15 protein-coding genes are annotated in these 16,520 nt (G+C 67.7%); 10 read left to right on the top strand and 5 right to left on the bottom strand.

Features of this window, described 5'->3' with window-relative positions; all coding sequences use genetic code 11:
* Nucleotide 1 precedes the first annotated feature (1 nt).
* Genes ACOQOP_RS02730 through ACOQOP_RS02740 form a run of 3 tightly spaced genes read right to left on the bottom strand, consistent with a single transcriptional unit; the run spans nt 2 to nt 3,557 of the window.
* Nucleotides 2-403, bottom strand: coding sequence for an MnhB domain-containing protein (locus tag ACOQOP_RS02730; RefSeq protein ID WP_420564780.1), 402 nt, complete (start codon nt 401-403; stop codon nt 2-4).
* Nucleotides 400-2,667, bottom strand: a complete 2,268-nt coding sequence (gene mbhE / locus ACOQOP_RS02735) for a hydrogen gas-evolving membrane-bound hydrogenase subunit E (protein ID WP_420564781.1) — start codon at nt 2,665-2,667, stop codon at nt 400-402. Before mbhE ends, ACOQOP_RS02730 begins: the two co-directional genes overlap by 4 nt.
* Complete coding sequence (locus ACOQOP_RS02740) at nt 2,664-3,557, bottom strand: universal stress protein (protein ID WP_420564782.1); 894 nt, start codon at nt 3,555-3,557, stop codon at nt 2,664-2,666. Before ACOQOP_RS02740 ends, mbhE begins: the two co-directional genes overlap by 4 nt.
* 114 nt (nt 3,558-3,671) lie before the next feature.
* Between ACOQOP_RS02740 and ACOQOP_RS02745 the strand changes: the two genes are divergently transcribed.
* Nucleotides 3,672-4,604: a LysR substrate-binding domain-containing protein gene (locus ACOQOP_RS02745; protein WP_420564783.1), complete on the top strand. Its 933-nt coding sequence runs from the start codon at nt 3,672-3,674 to the stop codon at nt 4,602-4,604.
* Between the two features lie 33 nt (nt 4,605-4,637).
* Here the strand turns inward: ACOQOP_RS02745 and ACOQOP_RS02750 are convergent, their stop codons facing one another.
* Nucleotides 4,638-5,489, bottom strand: coding sequence for a MurR/RpiR family transcriptional regulator (locus ACOQOP_RS02750; RefSeq protein ID WP_420564784.1), 852 nt, complete (start codon nt 5,487-5,489; stop codon nt 4,638-4,640).
* 187 nt (nt 5,490-5,676) lie between these two features.
* Here ACOQOP_RS02750 and ACOQOP_RS02755 point away from each other — a divergent pair, with 187 nt between their 5' ends.
* From ACOQOP_RS02755 to ACOQOP_RS02795, 9 genes are all read left to right on the top strand, one after another.
* Entirely contained in the window at nt 5,677-6,099 is a 423-nt protein-coding gene (locus ACOQOP_RS02755) for a cupin domain-containing protein (RefSeq protein ID WP_420564785.1), read from the top strand.
* 72 nt (nt 6,100-6,171) lie between these two features.
* On the top strand, nt 6,172-7,467 hold the full coding sequence (locus ACOQOP_RS02760; protein WP_420564786.1) for an ABC transporter substrate-binding protein: 1,296 nt from the start codon (nt 6,172-6,174) through the stop codon (nt 7,465-7,467).
* 115 nt (nt 7,468-7,582) lie between these two features.
* Nucleotides 7,583-8,506, top strand: a complete 924-nt coding sequence (locus tag ACOQOP_RS02765; protein WP_420564787.1) for a branched-chain amino acid ABC transporter permease — start codon at nt 7,583-7,585, stop codon at nt 8,504-8,506.
* A 10-nt stretch (nt 8,507-8,516) separates the two neighbouring features.
* The gene (locus ACOQOP_RS02770; RefSeq protein WP_420564788.1) at nt 8,517-9,551 is read left to right on the top strand and encodes a branched-chain amino acid ABC transporter permease; all 1,035 of its coding nucleotides are present in this window, start codon (nt 8,517-8,519) and stop codon (nt 9,549-9,551) included.
* Nucleotides 9,552-9,554: 3 nt separating this feature from the next.
* A complete protein-coding gene (locus ACOQOP_RS02775) occupies nt 9,555-10,304 on the top strand; it encodes an ABC transporter ATP-binding protein (protein WP_420564789.1) in 750 nt (249 codons plus the stop codon).
* Nucleotides 10,297-10,992, top strand: coding sequence for an ABC transporter ATP-binding protein (locus ACOQOP_RS02780; RefSeq protein WP_420564790.1), 696 nt, complete (start codon nt 10,297-10,299; stop codon nt 10,990-10,992). The genes ACOQOP_RS02775 and ACOQOP_RS02780 overlap by 8 nt, the downstream gene beginning before the upstream one ends.
* A 3-nt stretch (nt 10,993-10,995) precedes the next feature.
* Nucleotides 10,996-11,619: an ATP-binding cassette domain-containing protein gene (locus ACOQOP_RS02785; RefSeq protein WP_420564791.1), complete on the top strand. Its 624-nt coding sequence runs from the start codon at nt 10,996-10,998 to the stop codon at nt 11,617-11,619.
* Nucleotides 11,616-12,599, top strand: a complete 984-nt coding sequence (locus ACOQOP_RS02790; protein WP_420564792.1) for a Gfo/Idh/MocA family protein — start codon at nt 11,616-11,618, stop codon at nt 12,597-12,599. The genes ACOQOP_RS02785 and ACOQOP_RS02790 overlap by 4 nt, the downstream gene beginning before the upstream one ends.
* A gap of 1 nt (nt 12,600) precedes the next feature.
* Nucleotides 12,601-13,422, top strand: coding sequence for an SDR family NAD(P)-dependent oxidoreductase (locus ACOQOP_RS02795; protein WP_420564793.1), 822 nt, complete (start codon nt 12,601-12,603; stop codon nt 13,420-13,422).
* Nucleotides 13,423-13,427: 5 nt separating this feature from the next.
* On the opposite strand, the gene ACOQOP_RS02800 is transcribed toward ACOQOP_RS02795, so the two are convergent.
* Nucleotides 13,428-16,520, bottom strand: coding sequence for an efflux RND transporter permease subunit (locus ACOQOP_RS02800; protein WP_420564794.1), 3,093 nt, complete (start codon nt 16,518-16,520; stop codon nt 13,428-13,430).

The raw sequence follows: 16,520 nt of genomic DNA on the forward strand, positions 1-16,520 counted from the left end.
TCTAGACCTCCCGCTCGATCGCAAACGCGACGGTGAGCACGCTGCCCATCACCGCCAGATACACGCCGATGTCGAACAGCAGTGGTGTGCCGAGCGGCAGGCCCGCCTGCTTCCACCAGAGGCCGGTCAGGAACGGCAATCCATGCAGCCCGGCAATCAGCCCGGCACCGGCGGCAAGACCGAGCCCGGCCAATGCGATCAGCCGCGGGTCGACCCCCAGGGACCGGCGGGCGGCGCGCCAGCCGTCGGAGATCGCCACCAGGATGAACGCGGCGGCGGCGGTGAGCCCGCCGACGAAGCCGCCGCCCGGCTCGTTATGGCCGCGCCACAGCAGGTAGACAGACACCAGCAGGAGCAGCGCCGTCAGCATGCGGGTCGCGGTGCGCAGGATCAGCGTGCTCATTGCGGGCTCCGTGAGGTGCGGCGCCCGCGCAGCAGCGCGAAGGCCCCAAAGGCGGCGATGACGACGACGGCGACCTCGCCGAGCGTGTCGAGTGCCCGGAAATCCACTAGGATCACGTTGACGACGTTGCGGCCGAACGCCTCCGGGACCGAGGCCTGCTCATAGAAATCGGTGATCGTCCGATCCACCGGCGATCCCAGGCGCAGCAGCACCAGCGTCGCGCCGATCCCGACGAACGCCGCCAGGATCCCGCGGATCCAGCGCTGGGGAACCGACCGCTTCACGCTCTCGAACGGGGGGATCTTGGGGATGACCGCGGCCACGAAGACGACGATCAGGGCCTCTACCATGAACTGGGTCACGGCGACGTCGACGGCGCCGTGCATGAGGAACACGAGCGTCGTCCCGACGCCCACCGCCGCCAAGCCGCACAGCGCGGTCAGCCGCCGGCGACCGGCGATCGCCAGCGCTGCCCCCACCACCAGGAGGGCGAGGCTGGCGACTTCCCACGGCTCCAGCGCCTCCAGGCGGATCGCCGACCAGGCCGTCGCATCGTCGGCCAGGGCGCCGGCGACGAGGGCCAGGCCCACCACGGCGAAGGACAGGCCGACATAGACCGGCAGCCGTCCCCCCTGAACCGCCGCCGTCAGACGGCCGGCGCCCGACATCGTTGCCGTCAGCACCGCCTCGTAGATCCGGTCGCCGGTGATCGGGACGCGGGCTCCGATCCGATCGAGCACCAGCGTGATCCGATCGAGCAGGAGATAGATCGCCACGCCCAGGGCCACGGTGAGGACGCTGAGGAGCAGCGGCAGGTTGATCCCGTGCCAGAGCGCCAGCTTGATCTCCGCCGGCGCGCCGAGCACTGCGCTGGCCGCCGGCTGCACGACCGTCTGGCCGATCAGCGTGGGGGCCAGGCCGAACACCAGCCCGCACAGACCCAGCAGGAGGGGAACCGCGACCATCAGCCGGGGCGGCTTGGTGCCGCCCTGCGTGTCCGACAGTCTGCCCAGGAAGGCCCGAACCGACACCGCCATCGCGACGGCGACCATCATGGCGTTAGCGGCGACCGCCGCGGCCACCACGAGCCCCGGCTCTTCGGCGATGGCCAGGGCGCCTTCGTATTTCAGCTCCTTGCCGATGAAGCCGAGGAACGGCGGAAAGCCTGCCATCGAGAACGCGCCGGCGAAGGCGGCGATCGCGGTCACCGGCAGGGCCACCCACAGGCCGGACAGGAGCCGGCGGTCGCGGGTCCCGGTCTGCCGGTCGATGACGCCGACGACCAGGAAGAGCGTCGACTTGTAGAGCGCATGGACCACGATGAAGGTCGCGGCGGCGGCCACGGCAACCGGGGAGCTGGCGCCGAGGAACATGGTCAGGGTGCCGAGCGCCATGACCGTCGTATGCGCGAGCATCAGCTTGAGGTCGGTCTGGCGCAGCGCCTGGACCGACGCCCAGAGAGCGGTGGCCGCTCCGATCGCGGTCAGGACCGGGAACCACAACTCGTGGTCGGAATAGATCGGATGAACGCGGGCCATCAGATAGATGCCCGCCTTCACCATGGTCGCGGAGTGCAGGTAGGCACTGACCGGCGTCGGCGCCGCCATCGCGTTGGGCAGCCAGAAGTGAAACGGAACCTGGGCCGACTTGGTGAAACAGCCGAGCAGGACCAGCACGAGGCTGAGGGTGAGATCCGACAGCTCCGTGCCCGCCAGCGCGGCCGGCAGTTCCGACAGCCGGAACGTCCCTGCCTGGGTGCCCAGCAGGACGAGACCGGCAAGCAGGGCGAGGCCGCCTGCGCCGGTGACCAACAGGCCTTGAAGGGCGGAGCGGCGGGCCGAGGCCTTCTCGTGGTCGAAGCCGATCAGCAGGTAGCTGATGACGGTTGTCGCCTCCCAGAACACGAAGAGGGTGATCAGGTCGTCGGCCGCCACCAGGCCCAGCATCGCCACCAGGAAGGCGAACAGGAGCAGGCAGAGCCGTCGCCGCTTGCCGGGATACGAGGCGTAGGCGGCGGCGTAGCCCAGCACGGGCACGCCGATGCCGGTGATCAGCAGGAAGAACAGCAGGCTGAGCCCGTCGATCCGGAACGCGAGTTCGATGCCGAGTCCCGCGACCCAGGACCAGGCGAATGTCGGGAAGTCGCCCGCGACCACGGCCGGGATCCAGCTCAACGCCGTCCCGAAGCCGGCCAAGGCGAGGCCGATGCTGGCCAGGACCCATGGATCGATCGGCGAAGAAGGGTTTGTGCCGACCGGTCTCATGCGAACGCCACCCCGGCGGCGATCCGGCTGAGCCGGCCGCCGCCCGTTTCAATGGCCGAGTCCCTCGGCGGCACGACGGCGATGGTGCCGGAGAATCCCGAGGCCAGGCGCACACCCGTGTTCGGCCGGACCAGAGCAGCGAAGCCGCGGCGCTTCATCGTGCCCACCACCAGGACCGAGGCCTTGCTCTCCGCCAGGAGGACGGGGATCACACGGTCGGCCGGTCCCTCCCGCAGCTCGGTCTGGACGGCGACGCCACGCGCCCGGCATCGCGCCGCGAGATCTCCAATCCACCGGGCCCGCGCGGTCTGAATGTCCTCACGCAACGTCTCGACCTCCTGTTCGGTCACACGCAGAAATGGGCTGAAGCGCAGGTCGTGCTCGCCGTCGAGCTGCCAGCCGTTGGCGATCACGACCGTGCCGCGCGCGCGCAGCGCAAGATCCGCGGCCAGGTCGACCGCGTCCTGGTTCAGTCCGTCGCGACGCGCATCCTGCGGGTCGGGGTCGCCGGCCACGACGATGCCGAGCTCCGCGGTCGACCGGCTGTTCCAGAACCAGACGGGAACGGGACTGCACTTCAGCAGGGTGCGCTCCAGCACGCCGAGACCGAGGGGCGCGCCGTCCGGCCGGATCACCGAGATCGCCTGGCAGCTCGGCGCGATCCGCGTCGCCGCCTGGTATCCCACCGTGGCCGGATCGAGAGAGGCGAGGCTGACATGGACGCCGTTGCCCGCGGACTCCGCCAGCAGAAAGCGCTCCCGGTCGATGTCGCGGGAGCCTTCGGGAACGAAGATGCGTACCCGCCCGCGCGGCAGGCAGAGCAGGCGAATGGCGGCAACGGTCTCCGTCACCGTGTCGGTATCGCTGAAGACAGCCAGATCCGCGTACATCGTCGTCCCGCCTCCCCGCACCATGCCGGGCTGCTGACGAAGTGGCCTTTAAACCTGATCCTTCAAATCATATTTTCTTCCCAGTTCGATTGAGAAATCCGATCAGGAGCCGAGATGATCAGCTTGCGACAACTCCGGGCGCTCGTGGCGGTCGCAGACGAACTGCATTTCCGTCGCGCCGCCGCCCGCATCCATGTCAGCCAGCCCGCCCTGAGCGGGCAGATCAAGGACCTGGAGGAGCGGCTGGGGGTGCAGTTGCTGGAGCGCACCCGCAGTCAGGTGCTGCTCACCGCCGTCGGCAAGGATGTGGTCGAACGAGCCCGCATCGTCCTGCGGGATGTCGAGGAACTGGTCGAATCAGCCGGCCATGCCCAGCGCAAGTTCACCGGGACGATCCGCATCGGGTCGCTGCCCACGGTGGGTCCCTACCTGCTGCCGCCCATCATCCCCGAGATCCATGGCAAGTACCCGGCGTTGAAGCTGTATGTGCGCGACGGGCTCCAGGATCCGCTGTTGGCGGGCCTGAGGGCAGGGCAGTTCGACGCGCTAATCGTGCCGATCCCGGTGAAAGATGCGGATTTCCGGGTCGAACCGCTGTTTCAGGAACGGCTCGAGGTCGCCATGGCGGACGATCATCCCCTGGCCGGGCGCAAGTCCTTGGAGCGCGGCGATCTGCGCGGATACGACGTGCTGGTCCTGGAGCCGGGTCACCGATTGAGGGACCAGGTGGTTCAGATCTGCACGGAAAGCCAGGCCACGGCGCTCACCGACTATGAGGGAACCAGCCTGGACGCGATCCGGCAGATGGTGGCCGCCGGCATGGGCCTCGCCTTCCTGCCGAGCCTGTATGTGCGTTCCGAGGTGCGTCCGGGCGCCGGCGTGGCGGTCCGGCCGATCCGCAAGCGCGCACCGTCCAGGACTGTGGCGATGGTCTGGCGTCGCAACACCGCGCGCCAGGATGAGCTCATGGAGATCGCCGGCATCATCCAGGCGTGGCTGCGCCGCCATGTGGGCGCGGAGGTCCAGGCGCTGTCGGGACCGCGATGAGGGTCTCCAGTTCGGGATCGAGCCGGAACGCGGTCACGGATCCGTCTTGGCATCCTGGAAATAACTGAGCCCGACGATCAGGGACTGGACCAGGCTGATCGAGGCCGCGATCGGACGGAACTGGTGGATATCGGCGTCATCGACGCAGAAATAGACCTCGCTGTGCCGGGCCAGCGGGCTGGTCGGCACGTCGGTGAGGGTAACCATCGGGATGCCCCGGATATGGGCGTCGGTGACGGCATCGACCACGGCCTGGGTGTACTCGGCGAAGGCGACGGCGATCAGCAGGTCGGTCTGACGCAGGGTGGCGATCTGCTGCGGGACCATGCCGCCGACGAAGTCGAGAAGCTGGCAGCGCCGCTCCAGCCGGGTCAGGCCATAGGCGAGGTATGACGCGATCGGAAATGCCCGGCGCTGGCCGATCACGTAGATCGTGTCGGCCTGATCCATCATGGCGATCGCCTTCGCCAGCGTCTCCGGCTGCACCGTGTCGCGCAGCCGTTCCAGGCACATGATGGACGCGTCGGTGAACTCGTTGAGGATCGCCGCCGGATCGTCCTTGGCCGCCGCCTCCAGCGAGGTGCGGTGGTGGTAGATCCGTTCGCGATAGACCGGCGCGCCCTCGATCAGCCGCAGCTTGAAGACCTTCTGCATCTCCGAGAAGCCGGAATAGCCGAGCTCCTTGGCGAAGCGGATCAGGGTCGAGGGCTGAACCTCCACCACCTCGGCCAGCCGGGTCACGGTCTCCAGGGCGAAGGCGTTGGGGTCGTCCAGGGCGAAGCGGGCCAGGCGCTGGAGATGCGGGCTGAGGTCGTCGTAGCGCTCCTGAAGCGCATGCCGCAGGGCGTCGAAGGACTGCGGGCTGCCCGAGGTATCCACGCTCATCCGCGTCGCTTTCCGTCGTTCCGGCCTGCCCTGGCTATACCTGCCGGAGGCGGCCAAGGGCAATAAATTGAATGAATTTTCATTCTTAATCATAGAATCGAAATTTTCGTATTGACCACAAGAATGAATTTTCGTTCTTTTTTACGAGAGGAATGAAAATTCGATTCGATGATCAAGGGAGAGATCGATGGCCGCATCCGAGCAGGGGGACGAGTTCGAACCGAAGGGGTTCGGCCGCGGCGATTTCCACGTGCAGCATGAGCGCGACGCGGCGTGGGTCCCGGGCTTCCGCGGCTTCTTCGACTACCGCGACCTCGGCATGGCGGAGAAGACCGGGGGCAAGTTCCGCGCCCATATCCACCGCCCGAACGGCCCATGCCCGGGCAGGGGCGATCTGCACTACCACAAGGTCGATTTCCAGATGGTCTACGTGCTCAAGGGCTGGGCGCGCGTGGAATTCGAGGGCCAGGGCGAGATCCTGATGGAGCCGGGCACGGCGATGTATCAGGAGCCGGGCATCCTCCACCGGGTCATCGAATATTCCGACGACTACACCGCCATGGAGATCCTGGTCCCTGCGGACCCGGAGACTGTCTCCGTCGAACCCTGAGAGGCGGCGGAGGACCAACGCACCGGCCGATCAACGGGACCGGGCGAAAAAATCAAAACAGGAGGAAACCCCATGTCCATGAAGGCAGTGAATCGACGCAGTTTCCTGAAGACCTCGCTTCTGGGAGGCGCCGCGGGCGGTGCCACCCTGTTCGGCCCCTGGACCCACAACCGGGTCTACGCGGCCGCCTCCGACAAGCCGATCCGCATCGGCCTCACCCACGACGCCAGCGGCCAGTTCGCCAATTCCGGCCAGGCCGAGAAGCGCGGCTCGGAGATGGCTGTCGCCGAGTTCAACGCCAAGGGCGGGGTGCTCGGCCGCAAGGTCGAGACCGTGTGGATGGACACCGAGACCAACCCGCAGACCGGCACCCGCGTCGCGGAGCGTATGATCACCCGGGAGAACGTTCATTTCCTCGTGGGCGCGGTGCAGTCGGGTGCGGCCAATGCGATCAGCCAGGTGGCGCAGAAATACGGCTGCGTCTACTTCAACACCAATTCCAGCTCGCCGACCGAGAGCGGGGCGAACTGCCATCGGGTCAAGTTCGTGTGGGACGGCAACGGCGAGAACTTCTCCAAGGCCGCCGCCCGCAACGCCATCAACAGCTTCGGCAAGAACTGGCTGCTGATCTACAACGACTATGTCTGGGGCCAGAACACCAACGCCGCGACCAAGAAGGTGGCGACCGAATACGGTGCGACCGTCATGGACGAGATCGCGATCCCGGTCGGCACCCGCGATTGGTCCAGCGTGCTGCTGAAGATTCAGCAGATGAAGCCGGACGTGGTGGCGGCCGCCGTCGGTGGCGATGACTTCAAGGTCATGCGCCAGCAGGTCCACGACATGGGCCTCGACCGCAGCCCCGCCTGGATCAACAACCAGCAGGACTGGCCGGATATCTTCGGGCTCGGCGCCGATGCCGCCTTCGGCGTGTTCGGCACCACCTGGTACCACTATCTCGACCTGCCGGGCGTGCCGGAATTCGTGAAGCAGTACCAGGAGATGTACCCGACCACGCGGATCAGCGTGCCGGGCAACGTGACCTACAACGGCTATGTCGCAATGCGCGAGCTGCTGCGGGTGGTCGAGGAGGTCGGCTCGACCGACAACATGAAGATCATCAAGGCCCTGGAAGGCCGGGTGATGACCGCCAAGGACCGGATGCAGCACTTCGACGCGGTGATCGATCCGAACTCCCACCAGGTGCAGCAGACGATCTATCTCGCCCAGGGCAACGACAAGCCGCGCGACGACACCGACTATTTCAAGATCCTGAGCTGGTCGGATCCGGAGTCGATCCGGTCGTCGGCCGGCGACGAGTGCAAGCTGGAGAGCTACGCGGACACGCCCAACTACGACCAGGGCTGACCGCCCAGAGGCGATGCGCAGAGGCGATCCTCGCCTCCGTCCCTGCGGGGGAGTCCCTTCGGCGGCTCCCCCGGCCTTTTCCCGTTCTCCAGTCATCGGCGGCGGCACCCGACCCATGCTCTATGACCTGATTCCGCACATCATCAACGGCCTGGCGCTCGGCCTGCTGTTCGCGCTGCTGGCCCTGGGCTTCATGCTGATCATCGGCGTGATGGAAGTGATCAACCTCGCCCACGGCTCGCTCTTCGCGCTCGGCGCCTATGTGGCGCTGGCGGTCATGGCGCCGGATGGCGGCCTGCCCTTCGCCTTCATGGAACCGTACTACGCCCTGCCGGACATTCCGCGATATGTCATCGCGCTGATCGTCGCCCCCCTGGTGGTCGCCGTGGTCGGCGCCGGTTTGGAACTCTGCCTGCGCCGGACCTACGGCCAGGACCCGCTCTACGGCCTGCTGCTGACCTTCGGCGCGGCCCTGGTGCTGGAGGAAGGCATCCGCGAGATCTGGGGCAGCAGCGAATACTACCTGCCGATCCCCCGCGAAATTTCCGGTGGGTTCATCGCCGGCGACCTGATCTATTCCACCTACCGGATCTATGCCGCGATCTTCGCCGCCGCGATGATCGGGCTGCTGTGGCTGTTCCTGAACCGCACGCCCTACGGCGCCATCATCAAGGCCGGCGCCCATGACGGCGAGATGGTCCGCGCGCTCGGCCACAACCTGTCGCGGCTGCGGCTGTTCGTCTTCGCCTTCGGGGCGGCGCTGGCCGCCATCGCCGGCATCATCATGGCGCCGATCTGGGGCATCCGGCCGGTGGTCGGCGTCGATGCGGTGGTGCCGGCCTTCGTGGTGATCGTGCTGGGCGGGGTCGGCAGCTTCTGGGGGGCGGTCAGCGCCGGGCTGCTGGTCGGCCTGGTCGTCGGCCTGTCCGCCGCCTTCGCGACCGACTGGTCCCTGTTGTCCATGTATCTGCTGCTGGTGGCGGTGGTGACGTTCCGCTCGCGCGGGCTCGCCGGCAAGGCCAGCGTGCTCGAGTCCTGAGGAGCCTTTCGTGACCCTGCCCGCCATGCAGTACGACCGCCGGGAGACCTCGGCCTGGATCACCAAGCCGATCCTGGTCATGGCCGTGGTCTTCGCCACGCTGCCCTTCTGGATCGAGGCGGTCGGCCTGTATCAGTATCTCGGCGTCGAGGTGCTGATCTGGATCGTCTTCGCCCTCGGCTTCAACCTGCTGCTCGGCTACACCGGCCTGCCGTCCTTCGGCCACGGCGCTTTCTTCGGCATCGGCGCCTATGCCTTCGGGCTGGCGCAGTTCGAGGTCTGGGCGAACCTGTGGTTCAGCCTTGCCGCCGCGATCTTGGTGACGGCAGCGTTCGGGGCGGTAACGGCCCTGTTCCTGGCGCATCGCCGCGGCATCTATTTCGCGCTGATGAGCATCGCGTTCGGGCAGATCTTCTACTTCATCGCCAGCAAGTGGACCGACGTCACCAAGGGCGAGGACGGGCTGCTGAACATCGCCCGCCTGCCGGTCGATCTCGGCGTGGCGGAGATCTCCATCCAGTCCAACACCGCGCTGTACTACTTCTGCTACGTGCTGCTGATGGGCCTGGTCGTGCTGCTGTGGCGGCTGACTAACTCACCCTTCGGGCGCACCCTGCGGGCGATCAAGCAGAACGAGACCCGTGTGGCCTTCATCGGCTATCCGGTGCGGCTGTACAAATGGGCGGCCTTCACCCTGTCCTGCGCGATCGCGGGCCTGGCCGGCGGGCTCTTCGCCATGGCCCAGGAAGGTGCCTACATCAACATCATGACCCTGCAATGGTCCGGCACCATCGTGCTGATCGTGCTGATCGGCGGCGGGTTCGTGAGCTTCTGGGGGCCGGTGCTCGGAGTGATCCTGTACTTCGTCGCCCGCGACATCCTGGGCGCCTATACCGAGACCTGGCTGCTCTGGTTCGGGCTGATGTTCGTCGTGCTGGTGATGTTCAAGCCCGACGGTATCGCCGGCATGTGGCGCGACTGGGTCGCTCCGCGCCTCGGCGGCAGTCCCGCGCCCAGTGCCCGTCCCGCCGAATCGAGGAGCTGAGCCATGGCGCTGTTCGAAGCCACCCATCTGCACAAGCGGTTCGGCGATCAGGTCGTGCTGGAGGACATCAGCTTGACCTTCGAGGAGGGGCAGGTCTCCGGCATCATGGGACCCAACGGGGCGGGCAAGACGACCTGCTTCAACGTGCTGACCGGCCGCTACAAGCCGGACCGGGGCCGTGTCACCTTCGAGGGCGAGGACATCACCGGCGCCGCCCCGCACCGGATCGTCGCCAAGGGGATCTCCCGCTCCTTCCAGATCATGACCCTGTTCGACGAGTTCACTGCTTTGGACAACGTGGTCATGGCGCTGCCCTCCACCCGGCGGCGCGGCTTCGATGCCCTGCACGCGCTCGACGCCGATAGCGCGGCCCAGGACCGGGCCGCGGAGATCATGGGCCGGGTCGGGCTGAAGGGCAGGGAGGGCGTGAATGCCAAGTCGCTGTCCTATGGCGAACGACGGGCGCTGGAGATCGGCGTGGCGCTGGCGACCGAGCCGCGGCTGCTGTTCGTGGACGAACCCACCGCCGGTCTCGGCACCGAGGCCACGGCCCGGCTGACCGACCTGATGCGGGAGCTGAAGCGCTACACCACCATCGTGGTGATCGAGCACGACATGCGCTTCCTCTTCGCGCTCGCCGACAAGATCTCCGTCATCCACTGGGGCCAGGTGATCGCCCAGGGAACCCCGGACGAGCTGCGGGCCAACCGCTGGGTCCGGCGGTCCAATATCGGGGAGCTGGCGAATGCTTGAGATCCGCAACGTCAATACCTTCTATGGCGAGACCCAGGCGCTGTTCGACGTCTCCCTCGACGTGGCGGAGGGCGAGGTGCTGGCCGTGCTCGGCGCCAACGGCGTTGGCAAGACGACGACCATCCGCACCATCCTCGGCCTCACCCCGGCGCGCTCCGGCGAGATCCGGTTCGACGGGACCGACATCACCCGGCTGAACACCCACGACATCGCCCGGCGCGGGGTCGGGTGGGTGCCCGACGACCGGCGCATCTTCCCGACCCTCAGCGTGGCGCAGAACCTCGCCATCGCCCGCAAGTCGACCCGCTTCCGCTCCTGGAGGCTGGACGAGATGTTCGAGATCTTCTCCGCCCTGGAACACCTGATGGGCCGCGACGCGGAGAACCTGTCGGGCGGCGAGATGCAGATGGTGGCGATCTCCCGCGCCCTGCTGGGCTCCCCCGGCCTCGTCCTGTTCGACGAGCCGAGCCAGGGCCTGGCGCCGAAGATCGTGCAGGACGTGATGAAGACCATCCGGCGGCTGAAACACGAGGGTCTGTCGGTGCTGGTGGTCGAGCAGAACGCGCTCGCCGCCCTGGAGGTCGCCGACCGGGCCGTGGTGCTCGACCGGGGCCGCGTGGTCCATCGGGGGACCGCCGCCGAGCTGATCGAAGACCACGACCTGCGCCGCAACCTGATCGGGATCTGAACCATGACCGCGATGCTGAGCGTCGAGCAATTGACCAAGACCTACACCACGGGCTTCCCGAGCCGGAAGCCGACGTTCACGCTCGCCGCCGACTTCACCATCGAGGAGCCTGCGATCGTTGGCCTCATGGGACCGAACGGGTCGGGCAAGACCACCCTGTTCGAGCTGATCACCGGCTCCAACGCGCCGACTGGCGGCCGGGTGCTGGTGCAGGGCCGCGACATCCACCGCATCCGCACCGACGAGCGCGACCGGCTGGCGATCCACTATCACCAGTCCTACCAGGTCCGGCATTTCCGTTCCCTGACGCCGAATTTCATGTTGGAGAAGGCCGGGTCGGACTACCCGATCGTCCACCTGTTCGACGAGCCGCAGTTCAACACCCAGGACGGCTATATCGGCTTCATGCTCGATTTCTTCCGCAAGCTGCGCAGCGAGGGCCGGCTGGTCTTCCTCTGCGTCCATCCGAACGAGCGGTTCCATCTGGAGATCCTGCAGGAGATCTGCGAGCGGTTCATCTTCGTGCAGACCGGTTCGGTGACTCCGATGCCCGACTACGCCTCGCTGGTCGGCCACCCGCCGGTCCAGGCCTATCTCGGTGACCTGCTGACGGAGCGCGCGGCATGAGGGCGGCCCTGATCGGCGCGGGGATGATCAGCCTCTACCACCTGCGCGCCTGGCAGGTGGTCGGGGTGCCGGTGGTGGCGATCTGCGATCTCGACCGGGCCAAGGCCCAGGCCCGGGCCGAAGAGTTCGGCATCGACCGGGTCTATGACAGTCCGGAGGCGATGTTTGCCGAGGGCGGCTTCGAGCTGGTCGACATCGCCGCCTCGGTCGGCGGGCACGCGCCGCTGACCCGGATGGCGGCCGATCACGGCGTCCATGTCCTGCTGCAGAAGCCGATGACGGAGACCGTGGCGGAGGCCGAGGCGCTGGTCGCCGATGTCGGCGACCGCATCCGATTCATGGTGCACGAGAACTACCGCTTCCGGCCGCACTACATGACGGTGCGCCGCTGGATCGGCGAGGGGCGGATCGGCCGGCCGCGCCATGCCGCCATCGCGGTGCGGGGCTCCGGCCTGTGCCCCCGCGAAGGCACGGTTCCGTTTCTCATCGAGCGCCAGCCCTACCTGACCGGCTTTCGGCGCAATCTCGTGTTCGAGACCATGATCCATCACCTGGACGTGCTGCGCCTGCTGGTCGGCCCGCTGACCGTCGCGGCCGCCCGCTTGAACCGGCTGGCGGACGGGTTGCCGGGGGAGGACACCGCGTCCATCCTGATGGACGGACCGGACGGGCTGATCGCCACGGCCGACGGCTGCATCTGCGCGCCCGGATACCCGCCGCTGCATGGCGACCGGCTGGAGATCGTCGGCACCGAGGGCACGGTGGTCATGGACTACAACCGGGTCTTCCTGGTCGGGGAGGAGGGGGCGGCGGAGGAAGTCGACCTGATCGGCCGCTATCAGGAGTGCTTCGATCATGCTATCGCGGCCTTTGTCGACGGCGTGCGCACCAGCGCGCCGTTCGAGACCGACCGACTGGACAATCTGGAAACGCTGAGACTGATGGAATCCGTATACACCGCCGCCGGGGTGACCGTCTGACATGGAAGCCCCGTCCCCGAGCCTCACCCCCGGAATCGATCCAGATCGGCTCGCCGGCCTGTTTAGCCTGAAGGGCAAGACCGCCCTCGTCCCCGGCGGCTACGGCGCGCTGGGCGAGGCCATCTGCCTGGCGATGGCCGCCCATGGTGCGTCCGTCGTCGTCGCCGGCCCGAAGCAGGAAAAGGCCCGCGCGCTTGCCGATCAGGTCGCCGCCCAAGGCGGCACCGCCTGGGGCCTTGGCCTCGACGCCAGCGACGTGGATGCCATCCGCGCCACCGTGGCGGAGGCGATCGGCCTGGCCGGCGGGATCGACATCCTGGTGAACTGCGTCGGCATCCAGCGCGAGCAGTCGATCTTCGACGTGACGCCGGAAACCTTCGACACCATGTACGCCACCAACCTGCGCTCGGCCATGTTCCTCGGCCAGTCGGTGGCGAAGCATCAGGTCGATACCGGCCGCCAGGGGCGGCACATCCATCTGCTGTCGGTGCGCTCCCAGCTCGCCCTGCGCGGCCGGGGATATTCCGCCTACTGCGCCACCAAGGGCGGCCTGTTGATGCTGGTGAAGCAGCATGCGATGGAGCTGGCACCCTACGGCATCACCGTGAACGGGGTCGCCCCGACCTTCATCCAGTCCGACCGCATCCGCCCGCATCTGGAGCGCGAGGAGTTCAAGAATTTCATCCTCAACCGCAACCCGCTCGGCCGGATCGGCGAGCCGATCGAGGTGGCGGGGCAGGTGATCGCCCTTGCGGCACCGGCCGGCGGCTACATCACCGGCCAGGTCGTCTATATCGACGGCGGGGTGACCGCGAGCCAGTAGGCACTCTACCGGCGGACCCGGTTCATCAGGACGAAGACCGGTGGCACGAAGAACAGCGCCAGCATGGTCGCCCCGATCATGCCGCCGGAGACCGCGATCGCCAGCGGCGGCCAGAACAGGCCGCCCCAGATGATCAGCGGCAGGAAGCCTCCGACCGTCGTCACCGTCGTCGAAAGCACGTGACGGGTTCCCTCCATCACCACCTTGCGGGCGGCGGCGAGGTCGCCGGCCATGGCTCCGGGGTCGTGGCGCAGGGCTGACAGGACGACGATGCTGTCGTTGATCGCCAGGCCGACCAGCCCCATGCAGCCGACCACTGCGATGAAGCCCAGGGGAATGTTGAAGATCCACAGCGACAGCAGGCCGCCGCCGATGCTGAGGATCGCGACCGCGACGATGACCGCGGCCGCCCGGAAGGAATTGAACGCGAGCACCAGGGCCCCGACCAGCAGGACCGCCAGGGTGCCGAAGACGCTCGACAGGTTGGACTGCGCCTCGCCGCTTTTCTCGGTCTCGCCGCCGAAGGTCAGCCGATAGCCCGGCGGCGTCCGGAAGTCGCTTTCGGCCAGCCGCCGCTCGAAATCGGCGAGCGCCACGCTGGGCAGGCTGAACGGCTTCACGAAGGCCTGCACGGTGTTCGTGCGCTCGCTGTCCCGTCTTGTGATCAGCGGGGTTTCCGGAACCAGCTCGAACCGGCCGAGGGCCGCCAGCGGGACGCTGGCGACCGTGGAGAGAGCCGCGGCGTCGGCATCGCGCGTGGCACTTAGGACGGTGGCGCTGCCGATCCGGTCGAGCGATGTCCTGTCGGCCGCGACGGCCCTCACGCGGACCGGCAGTTCCTCGGTCCCCTCTACGATCGAGCCGCCCACCACACCGTCGAGGGTGGTGTCCAGGGCGGTGGCCAGGTCGACGGGCGAGAAGCCGGCGAAGGCCGCCTCGTCCCGGTCCGGTTGCAGCATCAGCCGCGGGCGGCCGCCCGTGATCGTGGCGCGGGTATAGGTGACGTTCTCGGTCTCGCTCAGGATTCGGCGGACCTGCTCGCCGAGATCGCTCAGCACGGCGAGATCCGGCCCTGCGAGCCGGACCTCGACCGGGGCGCCGGTCGGGGGACCCTGTTCATAGGGCAGGGCGAGGATGAAGGCACCGGGCAGCGCGTCGCTCAGGCGCGCCTGAAGGGTTCTCAGGATCTCGAAGGTGGCGTCCGGCGAGACGGTGTCGACATAGCCGGCGGCGAAATTCGGCGCCGGATCGTCGGCAAGCGCGACGTTGTAGAAGACGCGGGGCGGGCTCTCGCCCAGGAAGAAGGCGCTCTGGCGGACGCCGTCATACTCGCCCAGGATCCAGCGGATGACCTGGACAGCCTCCTCGGTCTGCTGCAGCGAGGCGTTGTCGGCGATCTTGAGCTGGATCTGGAACTGGTCGCGGTCGACGACCGGGAAGAATTGCGGCACCAACTGACCCGCCGCGACGAAGCCGGCTACCGGGATCGCGATGGCGGCGGCGATGCCGAGCCAGGGCCGCGCCAGGCTTGCCCCGATGGCCCGGCCGTAGAGGCGCGACGCTCTGGGGAGGGTGAGCCCGTTGCGCAGGAAGCTGCGGTCATCTCCGGCCTCACTGCCGGCCTCGCCGGATCGGTCCAGAAAGGCTGCGACCGCCGGCAGCAGGGTCAGGGACAGCAGGAAGGAGAAGGTCACCGACAGGATCACCACGAGACCGAGGGACCCGACGAACTCGCCGGCGGCACCGGGCAGCAGGACGAGCGGCAGGAACGTCAGCCCGGTCGTCGCCGTGGAGGCCAGCAGCGGCACGAACAGCCGCCCGACCGTGGCATGAATGGCCTGACCGCGATGCAGGCCCTTGCGGCGGGCCTTCTGATACTCGTCGATGCTGACGATCGCGTTGTCGATCAACAGCCCCAGCGCGATGATAAGCCCGGTCAGCGACACCTGGTGCAGCGGTATCTTGAACAGGCCGAGCACCAGCATCACCGCCAGGACCGACAGGGGCAGGGCCGACGCGACCAGCAGGGCGGCCCGCCACCCCATGCTGAAGAACAGAACCGCCGTCACCAGGCCGGCGCCGGCCAGCAGGTTCATCAGCAGTGAGCCCAGACGTTCCTCGGTCTGGCGGCTCTGGTCGAAGATGGTTTCGGCGCGCACGCCGTCGGGCAGGGTCTGGCGGTACCGTTCGACCAGCTCTTTCAGACCGTCCACCCAGCGGTCGACCCGGCGCCCGTCCGCCATCTTGACCCCGACCACGATGGCCGGCTGGCCGCGGATGATCGCCTTGGTCGCCTGCGGGTCCCGCAGGGCCTTGGTGACATGGGCCACATCGCCGACCCGCAGCAGTTCTCCGCTGTCGGAGAGGTGCAGCGGGGTCCGCCGGATCCGCTCCAGGGTGTCCAGTTCCCCGTCGACCTCCAGGACCAGGTTGTTGCGCGCGCCCTGCATCTGCCCGGCGGCGACCTTCACGTCGGTGGCGCGGATGGCGTCCGCAATGTCCTCGACTGTCAGGCTCTTGGCGGCCAGCACGTCGATCGACACGCTGACCTGGACCTCCTCCTCGGGCAGGCCGAACACCTGGACCTCGCGGGTTCCCGGATAGGCCACCGTCCGCTGCTCCAGTTCCCGGGCGAGGCGGCGCAGCAGTCCGAGCTCGATCGGCTCCTCCAGGTCCCAGGTCAGGGCGACCAGATAGGTGAACGCCGCGGTCGTCCCCACCGTGACGTCGGGAACGGAGGCGCCCGGCGGAAGTTGCGCGGACGCCACCTTGGAGCGGATCAGCGTCCACACGGGCGCGGTATCGGTGATCTGGTCCTCGAGCTCGATATAGACGACCGAGAAGCCGGACTGGGACCGGGAGTTCACACTCTTGATCTCGTCGACCTCGTAGAGGGCGGCTTCGATCTTCTCGGTCACCAGCGCCTCGACGCGCGTGGCGCTGGCGGCGGGCAGGTAGACCTTCACATCTCCGACGCGGGGTGCGACCTCCGGGTCTTCCTGGCGCGGCACCGTATCCAGCGAGGACAGGCCGCCGATCACCAGCAGCCCGACCACCAGGATCGTCAGCCGTGGCCAGCGGAAGAAGAGGTCGCGCAT

Source organism: Thalassobaculum sp. (assembly GCF_965223715.1).
Taxonomy (GTDB): Bacteria; Pseudomonadota; Alphaproteobacteria; order Thalassobaculales; family Thalassobaculaceae; genus Thalassobaculum.

What these genes read in the sequence shown, in the direction of transcription:
- ACOQOP_RS02730 (WP_420564780.1), bottom strand. Translation starts at nt 403, where the DNA reads ATGAGCACGCTGATCCTGCGCACCGCGACCCGCATGCTGACGGCGCTG.
- mbhE (WP_420564781.1), bottom strand. Translation starts at nt 2,667, where the DNA reads ATGAGACCGGTCGGCACAAACCCTTCTTCGCCGATCGATCCATGGGTC.
- ACOQOP_RS02740 (WP_420564782.1), bottom strand. Translation starts at nt 3,557, where the DNA reads ATGTACGCGGATCTGGCTGTCTTCAGCGATACCGACACGGTGACGGAG.
- ACOQOP_RS02745 (WP_420564783.1), top strand. Translation starts at nt 3,672, where the DNA reads ATGATCAGCTTGCGACAACTCCGGGCGCTCGTGGCGGTCGCAGACGAA.
- ACOQOP_RS02750 (WP_420564784.1), bottom strand. Translation starts at nt 5,489, where the DNA reads ATGAGCGTGGATACCTCGGGCAGCCCGCAGTCCTTCGACGCCCTGCGG.
- ACOQOP_RS02755 (WP_420564785.1), top strand. Translation starts at nt 5,677, where the DNA reads ATGGCCGCATCCGAGCAGGGGGACGAGTTCGAACCGAAGGGGTTCGGC.
- ACOQOP_RS02760 (WP_420564786.1), top strand. Translation starts at nt 6,172, where the DNA reads ATGTCCATGAAGGCAGTGAATCGACGCAGTTTCCTGAAGACCTCGCTT.
- ACOQOP_RS02765 (WP_420564787.1), top strand. Translation starts at nt 7,583, where the DNA reads ATGCTCTATGACCTGATTCCGCACATCATCAACGGCCTGGCGCTCGGC.
- ACOQOP_RS02775 (WP_420564789.1), top strand. Translation starts at nt 9,555, where the DNA reads ATGGCGCTGTTCGAAGCCACCCATCTGCACAAGCGGTTCGGCGATCAG.
- ACOQOP_RS02780 (WP_420564790.1), top strand. Translation starts at nt 10,297, where the DNA reads ATGCTTGAGATCCGCAACGTCAATACCTTCTATGGCGAGACCCAGGCG.
- ACOQOP_RS02785 (WP_420564791.1), top strand. Translation starts at nt 10,996, where the DNA reads ATGACCGCGATGCTGAGCGTCGAGCAATTGACCAAGACCTACACCACG.
- ACOQOP_RS02790 (WP_420564792.1), top strand. Translation starts at nt 11,616, where the DNA reads ATGAGGGCGGCCCTGATCGGCGCGGGGATGATCAGCCTCTACCACCTG.
- ACOQOP_RS02795 (WP_420564793.1), top strand. Translation starts at nt 12,601, where the DNA reads ATGGAAGCCCCGTCCCCGAGCCTCACCCCCGGAATCGATCCAGATCGG.
- ACOQOP_RS02800 (WP_420564794.1), bottom strand. Translation starts at nt 16,520, where the DNA reads ATGCGCGACCTCTTCTTCCGCTGGCCACGGCTGACGATCCTGGTGGTC.